Annotated in this window: 16 protein-coding genes and 1 tRNA gene; 10 read left to right on the forward strand and 7 right to left on the reverse strand. The window is 45.8% G+C overall.

Annotation, left to right across the window (positions count from 1 at the left end; genetic code table 11):
* Positions 1–243: 243 nt before the first annotated feature.
* A complete protein-coding gene (locus PHP87_RS02360) occupies positions 244–831 on the forward strand; it encodes a Uma2 family endonuclease (RefSeq protein WP_299917994.1) in 588 nt (195 codons plus the stop codon).
* A gap of 264 nt (positions 832–1,095) precedes the next feature.
* On the opposite strand, the gene PHP87_RS02365 is transcribed toward PHP87_RS02360, so the two are convergent.
* The 3 genes from PHP87_RS02365 to PHP87_RS02375 all read right to left on the reverse strand — a co-directional run bounded on the left by PHP87_RS02365 (position 1,096) and on the right by PHP87_RS02375 (position 4,422).
* A complete protein-coding gene (locus tag PHP87_RS02365; protein WP_299917996.1) occupies positions 1,096–1,629 on the reverse strand; it encodes a methylated-DNA--[protein]-cysteine S-methyltransferase in 534 nt (177 codons plus the stop codon).
* Positions 1,630–1,765: 136 nt separating this feature from the next.
* A complete protein-coding gene (leuS, locus tag PHP87_RS02370; RefSeq protein WP_299917999.1) occupies positions 1,766–4,243 on the reverse strand; it encodes a leucine--tRNA ligase in 2,478 nt (825 codons plus the stop codon).
* Positions 4,244–4,346: 103 nt separating this feature from the next.
* Positions 4,347–4,422: transfer RNA gene (locus tag PHP87_RS02375), tRNA-Ala, on the reverse strand.
* A gap of 355 nt (positions 4,423–4,777) precedes the next feature.
* On the opposite strand from PHP87_RS02375, the gene PHP87_RS02380 reads away from it, so the two are divergent.
* Positions 4,778–4,936: a DUF1540 domain-containing protein gene (locus tag PHP87_RS02380; protein ID WP_299918000.1), complete on the forward strand. Its 159-nt coding sequence runs from the start codon at positions 4,778–4,780 to the stop codon at positions 4,934–4,936.
* Positions 4,937–4,994: 58 nt separating this feature from the next.
* On the opposite strand, the gene PHP87_RS02385 is transcribed toward PHP87_RS02380, so the two are convergent.
* Positions 4,995–6,215 (reverse strand): DUF2225 domain-containing protein, encoded by a 1,221-nt coding sequence (locus PHP87_RS02385; RefSeq protein WP_299918002.1) that lies wholly within the window; start codon positions 6,213–6,215, stop codon positions 4,995–4,997.
* A 335-nt stretch (positions 6,216–6,550) separates the two neighbouring features.
* Between PHP87_RS02385 and PHP87_RS02390 the strand changes: the two genes are divergently transcribed.
* Both PHP87_RS02390 and PHP87_RS02395 read left to right on the forward strand, forming a co-directional pair.
* Positions 6,551–7,174, forward strand: a complete 624-nt coding sequence (locus PHP87_RS02390) for a helix-hairpin-helix domain-containing protein (RefSeq protein WP_299918005.1) — start codon at positions 6,551–6,553, stop codon at positions 7,172–7,174.
* Positions 7,175–7,502: 328 nt separating this feature from the next.
* Entirely contained in the window at positions 7,503–9,803 is a 2,301-nt protein-coding gene (locus PHP87_RS02395) for a DNA internalization-related competence protein ComEC/Rec2 (protein WP_299918007.1), read from the forward strand.
* Between the two features lie 4 nt (positions 9,804–9,807).
* On the opposite strand, the gene PHP87_RS02400 is transcribed toward PHP87_RS02395, so the two are convergent.
* Both PHP87_RS02400 and PHP87_RS02405 read right to left on the reverse strand, forming a co-directional pair.
* Positions 9,808–11,136, reverse strand: coding sequence for a 5'-deoxyadenosine deaminase (locus PHP87_RS02400; protein WP_299918008.1), 1,329 nt, complete (start codon positions 11,134–11,136; stop codon positions 9,808–9,810).
* The gene (locus PHP87_RS02405) at positions 11,124–12,596 is read right to left on the reverse strand and encodes a potassium/proton antiporter (RefSeq protein ID WP_299918010.1); all 1,473 of its coding nucleotides are present in this window, start codon (positions 12,594–12,596) and stop codon (positions 11,124–11,126) included. The genes PHP87_RS02400 and PHP87_RS02405 overlap by 13 nt, the downstream gene beginning before the upstream one ends.
* 418 nt (positions 12,597–13,014) lie before the next feature.
* On the opposite strand from PHP87_RS02405, the gene PHP87_RS02410 reads away from it, so the two are divergent.
* Both PHP87_RS02410 and holA read left to right on the forward strand, forming a co-directional pair.
* Positions 13,015–13,440, forward strand: a complete 426-nt coding sequence (locus PHP87_RS02410; protein ID WP_299918013.1) for a hotdog fold thioesterase — start codon at positions 13,015–13,017, stop codon at positions 13,438–13,440.
* A 24-nt stretch (positions 13,441–13,464) separates the two neighbouring features.
* Positions 13,465–14,457 carry a DNA polymerase III subunit delta gene (gene holA, locus PHP87_RS02415; RefSeq protein ID WP_299918015.1) on the forward strand — a complete coding sequence of 331 codons (993 nt, stop codon included), beginning with the start codon at positions 13,465–13,467 and terminating at the stop codon, positions 14,455–14,457.
* A 33-nt stretch (positions 14,458–14,490) separates the two neighbouring features.
* Here the strand turns inward: holA and rpsT are convergent, their stop codons facing one another.
* Positions 14,491–14,757: a 30S ribosomal protein S20 gene (gene rpsT, locus PHP87_RS02420; protein ID WP_299918018.1), complete on the reverse strand. Its 267-nt coding sequence runs from the start codon at positions 14,755–14,757 to the stop codon at positions 14,491–14,493.
* A 414-nt stretch (positions 14,758–15,171) separates the two neighbouring features.
* Here rpsT and PHP87_RS02425 point away from each other — a divergent pair, with 414 nt between their 5' ends.
* From PHP87_RS02425 to lepA, 4 genes are all read left to right on the forward strand, one after another.
* Positions 15,172–16,161, forward strand: a complete 990-nt coding sequence (locus PHP87_RS02425) for a stage II sporulation protein P (RefSeq protein ID WP_299918020.1) — start codon at positions 15,172–15,174, stop codon at positions 16,159–16,161.
* 3 nt (positions 16,162–16,164) lie between these two features.
* Positions 16,165–16,464 (forward strand): hypothetical protein, encoded by a 300-nt coding sequence (locus PHP87_RS02430; RefSeq protein WP_299918022.1) that lies wholly within the window; start codon positions 16,165–16,167, stop codon positions 16,462–16,464.
* A 324-nt stretch (positions 16,465–16,788) separates the two neighbouring features.
* A complete protein-coding gene (murJ, locus tag PHP87_RS02435) occupies positions 16,789–18,354 on the forward strand; it encodes a murein biosynthesis integral membrane protein MurJ (protein WP_299918025.1) in 1,566 nt (521 codons plus the stop codon).
* A 158-nt stretch (positions 18,355–18,512) separates the two neighbouring features.
* Positions 18,513–20,312, forward strand: coding sequence for a translation elongation factor 4 (lepA, locus tag PHP87_RS02440; protein WP_299918026.1), 1,800 nt, complete (start codon positions 18,513–18,515; stop codon positions 20,310–20,312).
* The last annotated feature ends 12 nt before the right edge of the window (positions 20,313–20,324 follow it).

Below are 20,324 nucleotides of genomic sequence, written 5' to 3' on the forward strand. Positions count from 1 at the left end.
CGATGTAAACGAAAGTTATGCCTAAATGCTTGTACGCGGAAAAATTTAAGGGGACAGTACTTTGGAGGAAGCCTCTAGAGCCTTCCAAAATACTGTCCCCTTTAGTTTGCGGCCATGGGGGGTTAGTATCATATCGTGTCACCGTCCCCGATTTGCCCCTGTTCAACTGAATCATGTATAATAATAATTACAAAGATTGGAATGGACTCGGTCCTTGCCCGGAAGGAGGAATCATTCGTGTCCATGTCCGCTTCAAAACCGGACCGAAAATATACTTACGGCGACTACTTGCAATGGCCAGATGAGGAAAGGTGGGAAATTATTGGCGGCGTACCCTATGATATGAGCCCAGCGCCTTCCAGGAAACACCAGGAAATCTCCGGCGAGTTGTTCTTTCAACTTCGCTCATTTTTCCAGGATAGAAGCTGCCGGGTCTTTGCTGCTCCCTTTGATGTGCGCCTGCCGCAAGGGGATGAGAAGGACGAAGATATAACAAATGTCGTACAACCTGACCTCAGCATAATCTGCGACCTGGATAAATTAGATGAAAGGGGCTGCAAAGGTACCCCCACCGTGGTTATCGAGATCATTTCGCCTTCCACCGCCAAGAAGGAACTTAACGAGAAATTCAATCTTTATGAAAGGAGTGCTATTCCCGAATATTGGGTGGTTTTTCCCGGTCTAAATGTAATAGTGGTTTATAGCCTGGATGATGAGGGCAAATATCAAAAAACCGGCGAGTATGCTGCCAACCAGGTTCTAACCAGCCCCCTCTTCCCCGGCCTGGAAGTCAAACTGGAGGAGGTTTTTCAAATAAAATCAGGCTCATAAAGCAGTTAAGGCGCGAACCCTTATTTAGAAACTATTCAAAAGAAGTGCTACCCCGCACTCCTCACTTTTCTATTAACCCCCCATACCCGGAGGACACAACCACCGATGAAAATATGCTGGTCTTACATAGGGGACCGTTCTTGACGCAGATCAACGCAGATTTAATATAATTTTTCTTTTGTTATTTTTATCTGCGTGAATCATAATAATCAGCGTCCTTCAGCGTCTAAGATGCATTTTTCTCATTAATCCTTATGATACCGATCAGGAGAACCGTCCCCATGATATAAAAACTTCATTTTCCAGAGCCAGGAGGGCCTTTTTGGTTTCCACCCCACCTGGAGCCGTAAATCCTCCCAGGCCGCCGTTTTGGGCTAGCACCCGGTGGCAGGGTATAAGCAGCGGGAGGGGATTCAGGCTCAAGGCCCGGCCTACTGCCCGGGCCGCGCGGGGATTACTTATTGCTCGCGCTACTTCCCCGTAGGTTTTGGTCACTCCGTAGGGGATATTTGATACATGCTTAAGAACCTGTTGGGTAAAGGCGGGCAAGGAGTCGATGTCCCATTTCGCTTCCCAGTTCTCTACCAAATGCCCTTGAAAATAGCGGCGGAAATTATTAATGAGCGGCAGGGTAACATCGTTTTCTCCTATCAGGCGGCTTTCCATTCCGCTGCTTTCCAAACTGGATCTGAATTCGTTTAAACCAACATCAGACGGCAGTATAGCCTGTTTTATCAGCTTGTTGTCGCTCAAAACAGCAGCCCATCCCCAGGAGGTATCAAAAACCAGCCATTTCATTATACCCACCCCATTTCTTGCCTTATGCCTGCTATTGCTGTCACTGAAAAAACCCCTAATGTTGCATAAGGGTTGCATAAAATATAACAAGCGCTCGTTGGCGAAGTATGGATGTAACACCCGGTTTATTTTGGTTTTATTTTGCCACAACATTGACCAGCTTTCCGGGAACCACGATAATCTTTACTATTTCTTTGTCCTTGGTTAATTCTTTAATCTTGGGATTATCCCGGGCAATTTGCTCCAATTCCTCCCGGCCGGCATCAACCGGCACCATTATCCGATCCCGGACTTTGCCGCTGATCTGCAGGACGATTTCAATTTCTTCTTGAAGCAGGGCTTCAGGATCATATTTCGGCCATTTCTGCAGGTAAATACTCTCTTTATGACCGGTAAGCTGCCACAATTCTTCGCAGATATGGGGGGAAAAGGGGCTTAAAAGAATCAGGAGATTATCCACCGCTTCTTTTACAACCGGCCAGTCAGGGTTCTCGACCCCCTTGTAAGCTCCCAGGGTATTGCACAATTCCATTATAGCACTGATAGCGGTATTAAAGTTAAAGCGTTCTCCGATATCGTCAGTAACTTTCTTTATGGTAGCATGTGTTTTGAAACGCAGGTTTTTGGCATCATTGTCCAGTACAGCAAATTGCTCTGGTAGCAGCAAATCCTTTATTTGCTCGGATACTTCCAGCCCCAGACGCCAGACCCGGTTTAAAAAGCGAAAAGCTCCTTCTACACCCTGCTCGCTCCATTCCAGGTCTCTTTCCGGGGGAGAGGCGAAAAGTATGAAGAGCCGTGCAGTATCGGCTCCATAGCTGTCGATTATCTCTTCTGGACTAACCACATTTCCTTTGGACTTGGACATCTTGGCACTATCCTTCAAAACCATGCCCTGGGTGAGAAGGCGGGTAAAGGGTTCCTGGCAGGATAGAACATTGATATCATAAAGAAATTTAGTGAAAAAGCGTGCATACATGAGATGTAAAATGGCATGTTCCACACCGCCTATATACTGGTCAACCGGCATCCAGTAGTCCACTGCTTCCCGGCTGAAAGGCTGATTGCTTTCATGGGGACTGCAGAAACGCTCAAAGTACCAGGAGGAACAGACAAAGGTATCCATGGTATCGGTTTCCCGCCGGGCTTCTTTTCCGCAAGAGGGGCAAGTACTCTTATAAAAACTCTCCACAAAGTTTAATGGTGATTCCCCGTAGGGTTTGAATTCTATATCCACGGGCAGGTATACGGGCAGATCTTTTTCGGGGACTGCAACCGGTCCGCATTCATTACAATAGACTATAGGAATGGGAGCTCCCCAATAGCGTTGCCGTGAAATCAGCCAGTCGCGCAAGCGGTAATTTACTGTTCCCTGGCCGATTCCCTTCTCTTCCATGAAATTGATTACTGCTTTTATGCCAGCCTCCACAGTCAAACCATCAAATTCTCCTGAGTTCACCATATGACCATTGCCAGGGTAGGATTCCTGCAGGAGATTTCCATCCAGGGGAGTGTCCTCGCCTTTTATTACCACTTTAACCGGAATGTCATATTTGCGGGCAAACTCAAAGTCTCTCTGGTCATGAGCGGGAACGGCCATGATAGCTCCGGTACCATATTCCATTAAAACATAGTTGGCTATCCAGATGGGGATTCGTGTCCCATCCATCGGATTAATAGCATAGGCTCCGGTGAAAACACCTTCCTTTTCTGCCTCATTGGAGGTGCGGGCCATTTCGTTGAGGTATTTCATCTTATCAACAAATGCTTTAACTTCTGCTTTCTGAGCTGGAGCAGAGATTTTTTCCACCAGGGGATGTTCTGGGGCCAGAACCATGTAGGTGACACCAAAAACCGTATCCGGGCGTGTGGTGAAAACGGTGAGAACTTCATCATTGCCTGCAATATGCAGGGAAAACTCACAGCCTTCACTGCGGCCGATCCAGTTCTTTTGCATGGTCTTGACTTTTTCCGGCCAGCCTGGCAGCATGGCCAAATCATCTAAAAGCCTTTGGGCATAGTCAGTTATTTTGAAAAACCATTGTTCCAGTTGCTTTTTTTCTATAACAGCTTCACAGCGTTCGCAAGCCCCATCTACCACCTGTTCATTGGCCAGAACCGTTTGGCAGGAAGGGCACCAGTTTACGGCAGATTTCTTTTTATAGGCCAGCTGGTTTTCGTAGAGCTTTAAAAACATCCACTGGGTAAATTTGTAATAATTAGGCTTGCAGGTAGCCAACTCTCGATCCCAATCATAGCTGATCCCCATGGTCTTGAGTTGTATTTTCATGTTTTCTATATTGGATTCGGTCCAGGTGGCAGGGTGAATAGCATTTTTAATGGCCGCATTTTCAGCGGGAAGGCCAAAAGCATCCCAGCCCATGGGATGAAGGACATTAAAGCCGTTCATGGTCTTGAAACGCGCCACCACATCGCCGATAGCATAATTACGCACATGGCCCATGTGCAGGTGTCCGGAAGGGTAGGGAAACATCTCCAGATTATAATACTTTGGTTTCTGGAGGTCTTCTTTCACTTTAAAGGCCTGGTTTTTCTCCCAGCAAGCTTGCCATTTGGTTTCAATGGATTTAAAATCGTACTTTCTATTTAGCATAACAGCCTCCTAAAATTTTATCAGAAAAAGCAAAAGCCCTCATCCGTTCAGGGACGAGAGCGATATTGTTACCCGCGGTACCACCCTTATTGACAGATAATAATGGTGGAGCTAGTGGGATTCGAACCCACGACCTCTTGAATGCCATTCAAGCGCGCTCCCAGCTGCGCCATAGCCCCACATGACTGTCCACTTGATAATCGTAACGGGATCTCCGTTGCAGGCTATTATCACCTGTAAAGCTCCCCGGCGAGTTCAACCAGCTTTGTCGCTTCGCAGCTTCCCGCGACTCTCTGCCTGATGCCAGTCTACTACTCCGGTTCCTTGCTTTTGAATATGAAATTGACATTAGCAATTATATGATAATCCTTAAACAAAGTCAACTGATAGAATAATAATCTTCTCCCCGAAGCAAATTAATAACGCGGCTCTGTATAACTATAACAGGATTATTTAAAATTAGAATCCCGGTAATTTTAGTTCTACAGGGTTTAGGCTTTTTTACTTATTTAACTTGGCTAAGGAGGGATGAAATTGCGAGGACGGCAGACCATAATGTGTGATGTAAGTAGCTGCCGATTTTATGAAAACAATATGTGCAGCTTGGACGCTATTCAGGTAGCCCCCTGTAGTGAGATAAGCAGCGGCTCCCCGGAAGATGAAACCTTATGCGCCAGCTATGAACAGTGCTAAATTAATTAGTCTAAAGCGAAAGCTGAGATGGTGGACTTCAAGGCCACCACCTCAGCGATTATTCTGTATCCTCTGCCTTCTTTTCTTGTACTAATATTTTGTCCTTCAAATCACTGATTCGATCCTCGGCCTGCCGGTTGATAGTATTATTGCCGCCTTTGCGTGCAATGGCTCCCCGGAAGAACTTCAACGCTTCTGAATTATCACCAATCCGCATGCTGAGTTCGCCCAACAGCAAAGAGAGGCGCTGATCCTGTTCCACCGAAGTATCCCGGCGGGTATTATAGTAGGTGTCTTTAAACATATCCAGCGCTTGTCGGGAGGCATATAAAAACATCTCCTCATCTCCGGCGTCACTGTACAACCAGGAAAGGCGCAGCCAAACCTTGGCTGCTTCGGTAGGATTTGGTTTGCCCGATGCCTGCAGGGATTGCAGCATGAGGTAGTAGGTCACAAAAACCTCATCCAGTTTGCGGGGATCACTAAACTGCAAGCGTACGCTAGCTTTTAATTGCTTGCCTTGCTCCAGCAGCTTCTTCTTGAAGGCTTCAGGCACCTGTTTGAACTCGAAGTTGAAGTTGGAATAGTAGCAGTTGGGACAGGTCCAGACCAGGTACCATAGCGGCTCAAAGTCCACGAAGCGCTGACGCAGATCATAATCCACCTTATCCAGCCGGAGCTTGGAAGAACGGACATTTTTGGTCTTGAATTTTTCCTCACAGACGGGGCAAAGAACCTCCCGATCGAAAAGCAGGTTATTGTCATTAGGGGGAGCGTCCAGAGGGTAAGGCTTATGCCCGGGAGGGAAAAGGGAGTTATCTAAAACCTGCGTTGCTGGTGTTCTTACGGTAGGGGGAGCAGTCAACTTATGTGCTTTTCTTTCCTCGGCTTTTCCTCGCTTCAACTGGCCCAGATCTTCGTTAAGCTGGCGTACCCGGCTGCTCATACCTTTCATTATTCGGTAAGCCAGGCTGGGCTGTTGGGCAATTACCTGTTCAAAGTTGTTTTCATTAATAACCAGTACAATAGTATCTTCTATAGCCCCGATAGTAGCACTACGGGGTTGGCCTTCCAACAGGGACATTTCACCAAAAAAGTCTCCAGAGGCCAGTTCCGTTACCATGATAGGAAAACCGTCAATGGAGGTTATATAAACCCCTACGCGACCTTTGAGGATAATATACATTTCGTGGCCGGGATCTCCGGCATTAAAAAAAATCTCGTCAGCGTTATATTTTTTAACTCCTCCGAGTTTAGCCAATGCGGCTATATCCAGCATTAAATACCCTCCCTTGAAAACTACATCTTGAGTTAAACTCACCTTTCATCGTTGGTTGTGGCCCCCGGCCATGGGGAGTTATTACGAAAATAGAATTCCTCCTATTTTCTTTGGTGGTTAGGCCCCTAGATATGGGTGGTTAACTAAAATATTCTGTTTATCATTCCATAGAAGCTAATTTATTTCATTAATTCGCTAGCAGTGCAAATAATCCTCCTGTTAAACCCACTTTGCGAATAAGGTCGCAAATTAGGAGCAAAAATTAATGTTAATAATATCACAAAATGGAGGGCTCTAACATTTCTTGGCGAATTAAAGTAGGGAGGTGAGGATATATGGATAATATAGACAAGCGCTACCTGATTGCCGGTTCCTTTATTTTACTGGTACTGGTATTTCTGGCCGGGTTCAAATATGCCGAATATAGAAATCCCGATTCTTCCGAACAGCTTGAACTTATTGAGGTTAATCCGGCGGAAAAACCGGAGCGTTTGGAAGATAGCTTGATTCAGGTATATATCTGTGGAGAGGTTAAAAAACCCGGAGTATACCAGTTAAAAGAGAATGACCGCGTATACCAGGCGGTGGAAATGGCTGGGCCTGAAGATAAGGCTGATTTACGGCTTATAGATATGGCCCGTCCTCTAGTGGACGGAGAAACCATTGTGATTCCAGGGGAAGGGGAACCAGCAGTGGAAGTGGCCGGAATACAAGGAGCTTCGCAGTTGCCGGTCTCTTCTCCAGCTTCTCCGGCCAGTTCCGCCAAAGTTAATATTAATAAGGCCACGGCCATCGAACTGGCCGATAAGTTAAACGGAATAGGACCCGCCCTCTCCCAGCGGATTGTTGACTACCGGGAGGCCAACGGAGCCTTTCAAAAAATTGAAGATATTAAAAACGTTAGCGGCATAGGAGAGAAGAAGTTTGAAGCCATAAAGGATCATATAACAGTAAGGTAATCCTTTACAAGAAACAGAAAGCATGATGCTGCTATAAAACTCCTTTTGTTGTATAAGGTTTGATGTCACTGCAAAAAGTTATAAATATGCATTAGCATGCATAAATATACCGCTCAGCTACATTAAAAGCGACCGAAGGGTGTGTAGGGAACGACCCCCGTGTCGTTCCGAATCAGGCTTCGCCAGCGCTTTGTATATTTATGCAACCCTTATGCAACAAGAGGGGTTTTTGCAGTAGAGTCAAGGTTTGTATAAATATGCAAGCAAAACAATTATGGGGCAGTGACATCAGAGCATAATTAATATGCGGGCAGGTGGTTAATTAATAATGCCCTTGTCGTGGTTTGAGATTTTCATAGTTCTGGCGGCTTCCGCCTGTTTCAGTTATTATGCCTGCTGGCCTCTATTTATCTTAGTCTTTTTATTTCTCCTGGCAGGAGGAATTTGGGGCAGGAAGTACTCTCTGAGGTCTTATAGCGCTCTAGCCCTCTTGTTACTGGCCTTGCTGTTTTTTAACTGGATGCAGACACCGGTACCGCTTGATTTAAAAGCACAAGAGGGAGTGGTTTTAACTGGCCGGGTGGAGACAATTCCTGAATTTGATGGTAAAAGAAGCAGTTTTGTTCTTAAGACTAAAGAGACTGGAAGGGCAGTGGAGAAAATTCAAGTATTCTGCAACTTCGCGGCTTCGGTACGGAAGGGTGAAGAAATATCATTGCGGGGAGATTTAAGGCTTCCCCGACCTCCTGGAAACCCCGGGGAATTTGATTATCCGCGCTATTTATCCTATAGCGGGATTTATTATTTAATGTCGGTTAAAGAAGAAAATGCTATTACAATAATTTCCACGCCAGGACAGGCGGAAAGCTTTTTCGCCGCAATTCGAAACTCGGGAGAAAAAATTATTAGGGATCGCCTTCCACCACAGGAAGCGGCCATCCTTCTGGGAATGCTGCTGGGCAAAACCGATGCCATGGACCCCGAACAATACCAGGACTTTCAGAAAAGCGGGATAGTACATATTTTTTCGGTATCCGGGCTTCATGTGGGCTTTCTTCTTTTGCTGATAACCTGGCTTACTTCCCTCTGCCGTATGTCACGGATGATGAAACTGGTGGTTACCAGTTTTTTTCTGCTGCTTTACGCTTCGGTGGTAGGTTGGCCGGTATCGGTTATTCGGGCAGTAATAATGGCTATTCTGGGATTAATAGCCTATTATTCGGGTAGAGAAAATGCTCTCTTGAACAGTCTTGGCCTGGCCGGAGCCATAATAATCTTGAGTGACCCTTATGCCCTATTCAAAATTTCCTTTCAGCTATCTTTTATGGCCACCTGGGGCCTGCTTTACCTTTTCCCCCTCTTGAAAAAAAGGCTTCACTATACGAATCGCCTCTGGGATTTGCTCCTGATTCCTTTTTCGGCGCAGCTGGCCGTACTCCCTCTTACAGCCTATCACTTTAACCTCTTTAGCCCGGTATCTTTATTGAGCAATGTACTTACCTCTTATCTATCCGGAGCCTGCGTAATCCTGGGATTGCTGGCTTTAATGCTGGCCACTGTCTGGCCTTTGCTGGCCGGCATATTCCTCTACCCGGCCGGGTTTTTTATTGAATTGATTATGGGCTTGAATAGCGCCGTCTTGAAGCTGCCTCTGGCTTTCTGCTGGGTTGCAACCCCGCACTTTATCCTGATAATCGTCTATTATCTTGGCCTGCTCCTTCTAGCTCTATCCTGGAGTAAAGACTATAGAAAAAACGAATTAAAGTATCTTGGGCTTTCCCTGATACTGCTCTTTATTCTGCTAATATCATTACCCGCCAGCCTATACCAGCGCGGGGTAATGGAGCTTGTGTTAATCGATGTGGGGCAGGGGGATAGTATTCTTTTAAAGAGTCCCGGAGGTAAATTTGTCCTGGTAGACGGTGGGGGCAGTCATTATTCTGACCCGGGCAGCAAGAAATTGCTTCCATACCTGCATCATCGTGGTATAAGGAAAATTGATGTGGTTATCAATACTCACCCGGATATAGACCATCTACAGGGATTGGAAAAAGCCAGTAAAGAGCTAAGCGTAGCTCATATTGCCTTACCCTATTGTTTTAAGGAGGCCAAAGAATATGAGGAACTCAAAGGGGTTGCGGCCAGGAAAAATATTCCTCTAATCTTCCTGAAAAGCGGCCAGCGGCTCAACCTGGAAAAAGGATGTGAACTGACCGTTCTTTATCCAGAAGGGGAGCTTTATTATGGAAACCAATATAATAATAAATCGCTGGTCTTGAACTGCCAGTACGGAGCTTTCTCCTTTTTATTGACTGGCGATGTGGAGAAAGAAGGAATGCAGGAATTGCTGCAGCAGGGAAAATTGGGGACAAGTACTGTGCTAAAGGTGCCACACCATGGTAGCAAGGGCTCTCTGTTGCCGGAATTTTACCGAGAACTTAACCCCCGCTGGGCCATTATTTCCGCTGGAGCCAACAACAGCTTTGGCCACCCGCATGCCAGCGTGTTAAAAGAACTTCAAGAACAAGGGATAGAGGTTTTGCGTACGGATGAGGACGGAGCCATAGTTTTCCAGAGCAATGGCCGCTGGGTTAAAATAAAAATCGGGGCGAAAGGGCAATCGATTTAAATAGCTATTTCAACCCGGTCCTTTGCAGTATCCGATCCAGGGCTTTTTCGCTATTTATTTTTACTGCTTCAGCATCAATAGTAAGCAGGGCAGTATTCAGCATCAAGAATCTGCCATCAACCATAGTAGCCCAGACATCACTGGCCAGAGCCTGATAAACCAGTTGGCTGTAGACAGTGCTATGGGCTGTCGGCTGGCTATGCCAGTGCTCAAGATTGACAATAGCCAAATCAGCCTTTTTCCCAGGCTCCAGACTGCCTATCTCTTTTTCCTGTCCCATGGCCCGTGCACCACCCAGGGTCGCCATTTCGAATACTTTTTCTGCCGGCATGCTGGTCGGGCCGTAGGAGGGCTTGTGGATTAAAGCTGCCAGGCGCATTTCCATAAATTGACTGAGGTTATTATTACAAGGAGCGCCATCAGCACCCAGGGAGACCCGGGCTCCCTTATCCAGCAAGGCTGGAACCGGAGCCAGCCCGGAGGCCAGTTTAAGGTTGGAGGCCGGGCAGTGAACGACATTTACCTGCTTTTCGGCCAGGATTTTCATTTCTTCTTCGTTTATGTGAATGCAATGAGCCAGTATTACTTTATCATGGCACAAGCCCAGTTGATCAAAGTAGATAATATTTCTTAAACCTCTCTCTTTTTCCACTATTCTGATTTCATCCCGGTTCTCCGAAGCATGGCTGTGTACGGGTATATTGAATTTTTCTGAGAGCTGGCTGATTTCCCGGAGTAATCTCTCGCTGCAAGATATCGCAAAACGAGGGCAAAAGGCATAATTTATGCGGCCCTGTTCTTGGTCGTTCCAGCGCTCAAAAAGATCCATGCTTTCCTGTAGGGATTTCTCCCGTGAGTCTATCAACTTTTCCGGTACCTCATCCCCGCAATCCATCATGCATTTGCCTCCCAGGTAGCGTAAACCGGATTGTTTTACCGCTTCAAACAATGAATTGCTATGCCTAACCGTACCCATATCTATAATGGAAGTGGTAGCTCCGGAAATGAGTTCGGCTGATGCCAGGAGGGCAGAGTAATAAAGGGATTCTTCATCATGAGCCGCTTCCAGGGGCCAGATGCGTTGCTTCAGCCAGTCCATCAGTTCCAAATCATCCGCAAATCCCCGAAAAAGGGTCTGGCAGAGGTGAATATGGGATTGTATGAGACCGGGAATTACCAGCATGCCGGCAGCGTCTATTTCCTGCCGGATCTCACATCCCTTCAGGGCTCCTATCTCCTTTATCCGGTCACCTTCTATCAAAATGTCCGCTCGCAGGATATCCCGCCTGGAGTTCATGGTAACCAGGGTTCCATTGCGGATTAATATTGACACGAATATCCCTCCCTTTCATTTTGACCATTACTTCCATCCAACAAGTCCAGCAATTCCTCTCGATAGTTGCTTTTAAGCAGAATAAACAGCAAATCTTTGGGTTTTACAACTGTATCTCCCCGGGGGGTTATTATTTCATCCTGCCGCACAATGGCAGTTACCAGGCTGTCCTGGGGCCAGGGTATATCCTGCAGGCTATGGTTAACCAGCCAGGAACCTTTATCCACGCTATACTCCAACAGTTCGCTCTGCGTCTCCTGCAAGGCAATCAGCTCAAAAGAAAAAGGGTGGCGTACTTTACTTCCTGCCAGCAAACCCAGCTTTTTAGCTACCAGGTCAATGCTGGAGCCTTGAATCAAGGCTGACATTAATACTACGAAAAAAACCACATTAAAATAGTAACTGCCTCCCTCTAATCCTGCAACATAAGGATATGTTGCCAGTACAATCGGGACTGCGCCCTTGATTCCTCCCCAGCAAATAAAGAGTTTTTCTTTTAAGCTGTATTCCCAAAAAATTGTGCAAAGGAAAACCGCTACCGGCCGTGCTATAAAAGTTAAGATTACAGCAATAATGATACCATGCTGCCAGTTTTGTAGCAGATTTGATGGAAATACCAGCAGCCCCAGCATCAAGAACAAAACCACCTGACTAAAGGTAGACAAGCCCCCAATAAACCTGGTGATGCCTTGTTTATAAACGAATTCTGCATTGCCTATGTAGCAACCAGCGATAAACACGGCTAAAAAGCCATTGGTATTTAATTCATCAGCCAGACCATAGCTTAAGAAGCAGAGACTTAAAATAAGAACATAATAAAAACCGCCTGAATCAAGTTTAATCCGGTTAATCAAGTGTGGCGCGGTTTTTCCCAGCAAATAACCAATGCTTAAACCGGTCAGTATCTGCCAGAGCAGTTTGCCTAAAAAGAGCTGCCAACTGGTGATTTCTCCCTGCATAAAACTGATAATAGTAATTGTTAGTATAATAGCCATGGGATCGTTGGAAGCCGATTCTACTTCGATTGTAGCAGCAGTTTTGGGTTCTATGCGTTTATTGCGGAATATAGCAAATACTGCGGCAGCGTCTGTTGATGATACAATTGCCCCGATTAAGATAGCTGATTCCAGGGGCAAGCCAATCAGCAGGTGGGACAACAGACCCAGGGTAACAGCCGTGACAATTATCCCCAGAGTGGCCAGAGAAAATGCGGGCTGGAAAGCCAGGCGCAATAAGTCCTTTTTTGTGCTGAACCCACCTTCAAATAGAATAATAATCATGCAGGCAATGGCAATTTGCTGTGCCAATACAGGATCATCAAATTGTATAAGGTTAAAACCATCGCTTCCAAAAATCATGCCCAGAGCAATAAAGATTACCAGGCCGGGAACTCCGAAGCGAGCAGACATTTTGCTGGAAAAGGTAGCAATAAGAAGCAAAACCGCAAGAAAGAATAACATGGTTACCCCCGTGATATGACAATTGTTCTTTAACTATAGTATTAAGATTATCATAGTTTCCCAGCAGTTCGCAAATTCTTGGCTGAAAAGGAAACAGATAAGGTTCAAAAATACTACATTAAACTCCGGGGAGGTAGTATTCCGCCGATTGCTATCCGGTCTAGAATTGCCCTGCTTGAGCCTCTGGGGTATAATCGTGTCAAAAGATAGCAAAAAGTTATTAGTATTAGCAGTAAATAATTTTCGAATTATTTTAAGTGACTCTGCTGCAGAAAACCCTTTTTATGCAAGCTAATGCATATTTATAACTTTTTGCAGTGGAACCCTCCATGCCTGCAAGGCACAACCAAGAATGAAAATATTTCTTTAAGTAAATTTCCTTACTAGACTACTAAGGGGAAAGGAGATAAGAAAGATTATGTCAGAAGAATCAATAATATTTGATAATGAGTTTTTTAAGAATACGGTTATGGAGGTTCTGGGGATTGAAATAACCGAGTTTTCCCAGGAGCGGGTAGTGGCTACTATGCCCGTAACCCCCAGAACCCATCAACCCTTTGGTTTTCTGCATGGCGGAGTATCGGTGGTAGTGGCTGAGACGGTAGCCTCAGCCGGTAGTTATCTTTTTATTGATGTGGAAAAACAACGGGCTGTGGGTCTGGAAATAAATGCTAATCATATTCGCAGCAAGCGCGATGGAATGATAAAAGCTGTAGGGACTCCGATTCATGTAGGGCGCAGCACTATTGTTTGGGATGTCCGGATCTATGATGAGGCCGGGGATATGCTATGTATTTCCCGCTGTACCGTAGCGATAATCGAATTGCGGGACGAAAAGCAATAGTACAGCGAAAGGAACGAGTATCTTATGAGCAAGAATCGGATTTATTTCCTTTGGGGTGAAGAAAGCTATTTAATTGACCGGGAACTGGAAAGAATTGCAGCGCTTATGGGCCAGGAAAGTGGCGAAGAAGTGGAAACTACTTATCTGAACGCAGATGAGCTGAATGCCTATGAATTGCTGGAAGCCCTGCAATTCAGTCCTTTATTTTCCTTGCAGAGGCTGGTGGTAATAAAGAGGCCCTGGTGGTTAGGAAAAGCCAAACGACGGGGGGGTAAAACTGCCGAGATAGAGAAAGTATTCTTGGATTACCTGCAGCAGGACATGGAAGGGCAGGTACTGGTACTAACCGCCAGTGAACATAGTACTACAAATCCCCTGGTAAAGATGCTGGATCGTGAGGCCACTGTAATTGCTTGCAAATCCCTCGGCAGCCAGCAACTGTCGGAATGGATAAATAAGGAGTTTGCTTCCCGTGGTTTGAAGGTAGAAAAGTCCGCCGCCAACCTGATGGCGAAAAGTGGACAGGATATGTATTACCTGCAAAATCTCATTGATAAAACCGCCTTGCTGGTGAAGGGGCGGCCAGTTAAAATTGCCGATATTGAAGGGGAACTGGAGACTAAAGCTGAAATCAAGGTCTTCAAGTTAAGCGATGCGTTATTGAAGCGCAACCTGAAGGCCTCTTTCCAGGCCTATAATCAACTGTTGGTTCAGGGAGAACACCCGATTTTATTTCTTTATATTATTGTGCGCCAGTTCATGGCCCTGGCCAGGGTTAAATACTATAGTGAAAAATCTTATAGCAGCAGGGAGATAGCGGGTCAAACAGGCTTACACGAATTCATGGTAAAGAAGATGCTGGATAATGCCCGGAATTTTGGTTGGGAAGAATTGAGGCAGCTATTTCAAATATTTCTGCAAACCGATATTAAGTTCAAGAGCAGCAGTATGGATAACAAAATGCTCATGGAGGCCCTGATAGTGGAAATCTGTAGTGGCAGGCAAAAAGGCAGATAAAAAATAAGAACCTGTCCGTAGACAGGTTCCTGCTTATTGGCTAATACTATTCAGCTTTTTACTTAAAGCTGATTTTTTTCTGGCCACATTATTCTTATGAAGGATTCCTTTGCTGATGCTCTTATCTAAAAGGGAGGTTACCTGCAACAGATTGCTGCCGGCTGTATCCAAATCCTCCGCAGTTATTGCATTATCATATTGCTTTATTGCTCTTTTCAGCTTACTTTTATAAGCTTTATTTCTGAGCCGGTTGGCTTCTGCCCTATGAGCTCTTTTAGCGGGGGTTTTACTTTTGGCCACACTTTCACCTCCTTGTAAGTTGAAGACTAACAGGAATACTATAGCACTCCCCCAATTAAATTGCAAGAAAAAACGTATTTAATTCTATGGTGCCAGGCACTTAAGTTGTTAAGTTATATTTTACCTCGATTAAGCATCGGAAGAAACTGCGTAGTAGTTTCAACACAGCGCCGCAACGAGGCGGGGAATTAGAAAACTGCCGCCCGTTTCATAAATATGTAGCAGCCGCTTAATAAAGCAGAGGATATATTTTGCCTCGTTATATTATGAGCCCTTAATAAAGGAAAGACTATACTAAAAAGAACCGGGTTCTAATTATCTCTTGTCCACCATAAATTTAATAAGATATTTGATGGTGGGGTGGACAGGGTGCACAAGCACTACTTTGGGACTTTTATAAAAAGCATCTTCCTTATGCAATTATTTTTATTGGTTTTGATAACCGGGGTTAGTGCTGAGATTAGCAGCCCCTATCTGGGGAAGATGCCGACTTTCAATATGCAGAATATCTTGCTGCCTTTTAAAAAAATTGAGCTGGATAAAAAGCAGGCAGCCAGTCTCTTCCGGGAAGTAAATGTGGTTTTTGCCGGGGAAAAGACTTCTTTTCCTATGACAAGGCATTATTTTAAGGAGAAGATGCCGGAAGACTTGATGATATCCAGTATCCAGGCCCTGGCCTATGGTCGCAACGAAGAAGATCTCCGGGAGAATGAGGGGGAAAACGAGGTTCAATTGCCCGAAGTTGAGCCGGAGCCGCTGGAGGAGAGCCGGGATATTGATTATAGCCGCTTTTTTAAAGACTGCAAGGTAGTATTTTACTGTACCCATAGTGCCGAATCCTACATTCCTGATAGTGGGAAGGCCCGTTGCGACGGGCAAAGGGGGTTGGTCAATGAGGTGGCCAGGAGTATTAGTGAATCATTAAGCAAACGGGGACTGCCGGCTGAATTCGAAGACAGGATTCATGATTTTCCTGATTATAACAAGAGTTATACCAACTCCCGGGAAACGGTACAAAAAATACTCCAGTCCAATAATAAATTGCTGGCCTTGTTTGATATTCATCGCGACAGTATACCCGGTCTGGAAAAAGCCGAGACCGTAGAAATAGATGGAAAGAAAAGCGCCCGTATTCTGATAATTGTCGGAACCGATGAGCGCAAAAGCCATCCGGAATGGCGGAAGAACCTGGAATTTGCCCAGGAAATCTATCATCAGGGGGAAAAGAAATATCCTGGTCTGATAAAAGGAATCAGAACCAAGGCCGGGACTTATAACCAGGAGTTTTTCCCCCGGGCCTTGTTGCTGGAGTTCGGCGGTGATTTGAACTCTTTGGCGGAGGCCCGCTATGCAGGAATGCTTTTTTCTGATATCTTAATCGAAGTGCTAAAGGAGGACTTATAACAGGTGTCGAAGTTAAAGCAGTTCTTTTTGCTCTTTATTTTGCTAGTACTATTTATTGGTGGGCTTAATATTAGCAATCAGGGAATAAACCATCTTACTCTGGACAATCGCGGCCCCGTATTTGCCTGTAATTACGAGCAGGGTAGCTGGAATCTGCAGTTATTATCCCAGGATTATAAAGTATCCCCGGAGTTGCTGAATTACGAGTGGCAGCTTTTACGGCAAAGTGCAAAAAACCAGGGTCAGCAGGCAGTACAATATTTGAATAAATCATGGCTTATTTTTAAGGCAATATTTCTCTAAATCGCTCCTGCTTGGTTAGCAAGAAAATTTGGGTTTAGACGCAGAAGTACGCTGACCCTTCGGGCGCAGCAACCTTAATAGCAACCGCAGGGAGCATCAGTGGTACCCGCAGGGTGATTTACGCTGATACTATCTTATAAAATCTTAATAAATCAGCGTTGATCAGCGTCAAAAAAATTCGCACTTGTTGCTTCCCCTATTTTCATAGTGGTTGTGGCCCCTGACCATGGGTGGTTAGCAAGTTGAGGGGTGAGGAAAACAGGGGGACAAGACAGACAACACAAAAGAACTGTCCCCTTGTGTTATTATTGGAGTTGATAGTATTTGAGCGAAAGGGGAAGAAATGTAGCCCGGGCCGCGGTTTTGCTCATGATCACGGTAATACTGTCGAGGATCTTGGGTTATGGTCGGGAAGTAGCCCTTTATACTCTCTTTGGACAGGATTATATTACTGATGCCTACCGGGCTGCTTTTTCTATTCCGGATTTCATTTACATGTTACTGGTGGGCGGAGCTTTGAGCTCGGCTTTTATCCCTGTTATCTCTACTTTTGTGGCTCGCGATCAGGAAGAGGATGCCTGGCGCTCCGCCAGCATTGTATTAAACTATGTGCTTTTGCTGATGCTCTTTATTATGGCCCTGGCCTATCTGTATACCCCACTGTTAATGAAGATACTGGTTCCCGGCTTACCCGCCCAGTACAGCGACCTGGCGATATATCTTACCCGCATCATGTTCATCCAAACCTTCTTCATGGCTCTCAACGGGATGGCCATGGGCATATTGAACTCATTTCATCATTTCTGGGCTCCAGCCTGGGGAAGTCTGCTCTACAATCTAGTGATTATAGTGGTGGGTGTTGGCCTGGTGGAGCAATTAGGCGTTGCCGCTTTTTCGCTGGGAGTGGTTCTGGGCGCTGTTGCCAATTTTGTGGTGCAGATTCCTGCACTGCGGCGTCTGGGAATGAAATATTATTTCTCGTTTGACTATAAGAACCAGGGCTTTCAGGAAATAATCCAGCTTATGGTACCGGTTTTAGCCGGATTAGGAGCGGTACAAGTGAGTCTTTTCGTGACTCAGAACCTGGCATCGAGCCTGGCGGCGGGAACGGTAAGCGCTCTTAGCCTGGCCCAGCGAATAGTAAATCTTCCCCTGGGAATATTTGCGGTATCTTTGGGAGTAGCGATTTTCCCCACCTTGACCCATCTGGCAGCCCGGGGAGAAATAGCCCAGTTTAAACGCAGCAGTTCCCTGGCCATAAGGGCCGTATTTTTACTCACCATCCCGGCTTCTCTTGGCTTGATGGCCCTGGGCGAGCCGATAATTAGACTGCTTTTTGAGCAGGGGCGATTTTCTGCCACTGCGGTAGCCATAACCAATGAGGCTCTTTTCTTTTATTGTTTTGGCCTTTTTGCCTATTCTTCCTTGCAGGTTCTAAACCGCAGTTTTTATGCTTTGCATGATTCTTTTACTCCGGTTGCAGCTGCTTTTATCACTATAGTTGCTAATATCCTGCTTTCTTTAAACCTGGTGGCTACTATGGGGCATAAAGGTCTGGCCCTGGCTTATTCGCTATCGGGATTGGCTGGGTTCATCTTTTTGATGCTGGCTTTGCGGAAAAAACTGGGCCAACTGGGTGGAGGCAGGATTGCCGGCAGTTTTCTCATTTCTCTGGGCGCCTCTTTGCTGATGTGGGCCCTGCTGCGTTTCTTTACGGGAAGAATGCTTGAAATTTGGCCTTTGGCAAGCAAGCTTCAGCTTATGATCCTGGTAACCGGGGGAGTTTTATCCGGTGCTATTGTCTACGGCCTTATTATTTATTTCTTTAAACTGGAAGAGTCCCAATTGCTGCTTAATATGCTTCGGCAGCGCCTGTCGAGAAGCTCATAAAACTCCCATCAATTGAACCGCGGTGCTTAATCAGTTATAATTTTAGAAGCTCTAAAGACGGAAGACAGAAGGCGGGGAACAGAAGGGGACAAGACATGGAGACAACACAAAAGAACTGTCCCCTTGTGTTCTCTTGTGTTCTACCTGGAGGTTAAAATTTGCAGAAGAATATTAGGAACTTCAGTATTATAGCTCATATAGATCACGGTAAATCAACCCTGGCGGACCGTTTGCTTCATTTGACCGGGGCGCTCAGTGATAGGGAAATGAAAGAACAGTTTTTAGACAAGATGGAGCTGGAAAGGGAAAAGGGCATTACCATTAAGCTTAAGCCAGTAAGACTCAATTACCGGGCCCGGGATGGGCAGGAATACATTCTGAACCTGATTGATACCCCGGGTCATGTCGATTTTTCTTACGAGGTTTCGCGCAGCTTGGCTGCCTGTGAAGGAGCCTTGCTGGTGGTTGATGCTTCCCAGGGGATAGAAGCCCAGACCCTGGCCAATGTTTATATGGCCATGGATCTGGATCTGGAAATAATCGGAGTGATCAATAAAATCGACCTGCCTGGAGCGGAACCGGAAGTAGTCAAGCAGGAGATGGAAAATGTATTGGGACTGGATCAGAATGAGGTTTTACCTATTTCGGCCAAATTGGGTACAGGGGTGGAGGATGTCCTGGAGGCGATAGTCCAGAGGATCCCCCCTCCTTCCGGTATAAAGGACGCAGCGTTACAAGCCCTGATTTTTGATTCTTATTTTGACCCCTATAAGGGAGCCATATCCTATATCCGGGTGGTAGCGGGAAAATTGCGCAAAGGTGACATGATCCGTATGATGTCCAGCGGCAAGGAATATGAGGTAGATGAAATAGGAGTCTTGTCTCCATACATGAACGAGGTTGAAGTACTCTGCTCAGGTGAAGTGGGTTATGTGGCGGCAGGAATGAAAAATGTCAATGATACCCGGGTGGGTGATACTATCACGGGAGCCCGGCTGGCAGCACCGGAAGCATTGCCGGGATACCAGGAGGTAAAGCCCATGGTTTATTGCGGGCTTTATCCCCTTGAAAACAGTGACTTCGAGCGCCTGCGCGATGCGCTGGACCGCTTAAAACTAAATGATGCTTCCCTTTTTTATGAGCCGGATAACTCTGATGCCCTGGGTTTTGGTTTCCGCTGCGGCTTTTTGGGTCTCTTGCATCTGGAGATCGTTAAGGAGAGGCTGGAAAGAGAGTATGACCTGAGCCTGCTGGCTACGGCCCCAAGCGTTATATACCGGGTGTTGCTGACCGATGGTAGTGAAGTTCTGGTGCAAAATCCTACCCACTGGCCTCCCCCGCAGAGAATCGACCGGGTGATGGAGCCCTTTGTCAAAGCCGCCATAATGGTTCCTAATGAATTCGTAGGGACGATAATGGAGCTTTGTCAGGAAAAGAGAGGCAGTTTTGTTACCATGGAATATTTGACCACCCACCGGGTAGTTATTAATTATAGACTGCCCTTGGCCGAGATTCTCTATGATTTTTTTGATGCTTTGAAATCGCGAACCCGCGGTTATGCTTCGCTGGACTACGAACTTCATGATTTTGAGGCTTCTGATTTAATCAAGCTGGATATTATGCTTAATGGAGAGGCAGTTGACGCCTTAAGTTTTATTATTCACCAGGACAAGGCCTATTACCGGGCTCGTGCTATTGTAAACAAATTAAGAAAGATAATTCCCCGCCAGATGTATGAAGTAGCCATTCAGGCGGCTATCGGCAACCGTATTATTGCTCGGGAGAGCGTCAAGGCCATGCGTAAGGATGTTTTGGCCAAATGTTATGGCGGGGATATAACCCGTAAAAAGAAGCTTCTGGAAAAACAAAAAGAAGGAAAAAAGCGGATGAAACAGATTGGCCGGGTAGAAGTGCCTAAAGACGCCTTTATGACCGTACTGGACATTGAAAATGACTAAAGGAAATAAAGA

Origin of the sequence: Syntrophomonas sp. (assembly GCF_028707975.1) — a bacterium.
Lineage (GTDB): Bacteria > Bacillota > Syntrophomonadia > Syntrophomonadales > Syntrophomonadaceae > Syntrophomonas.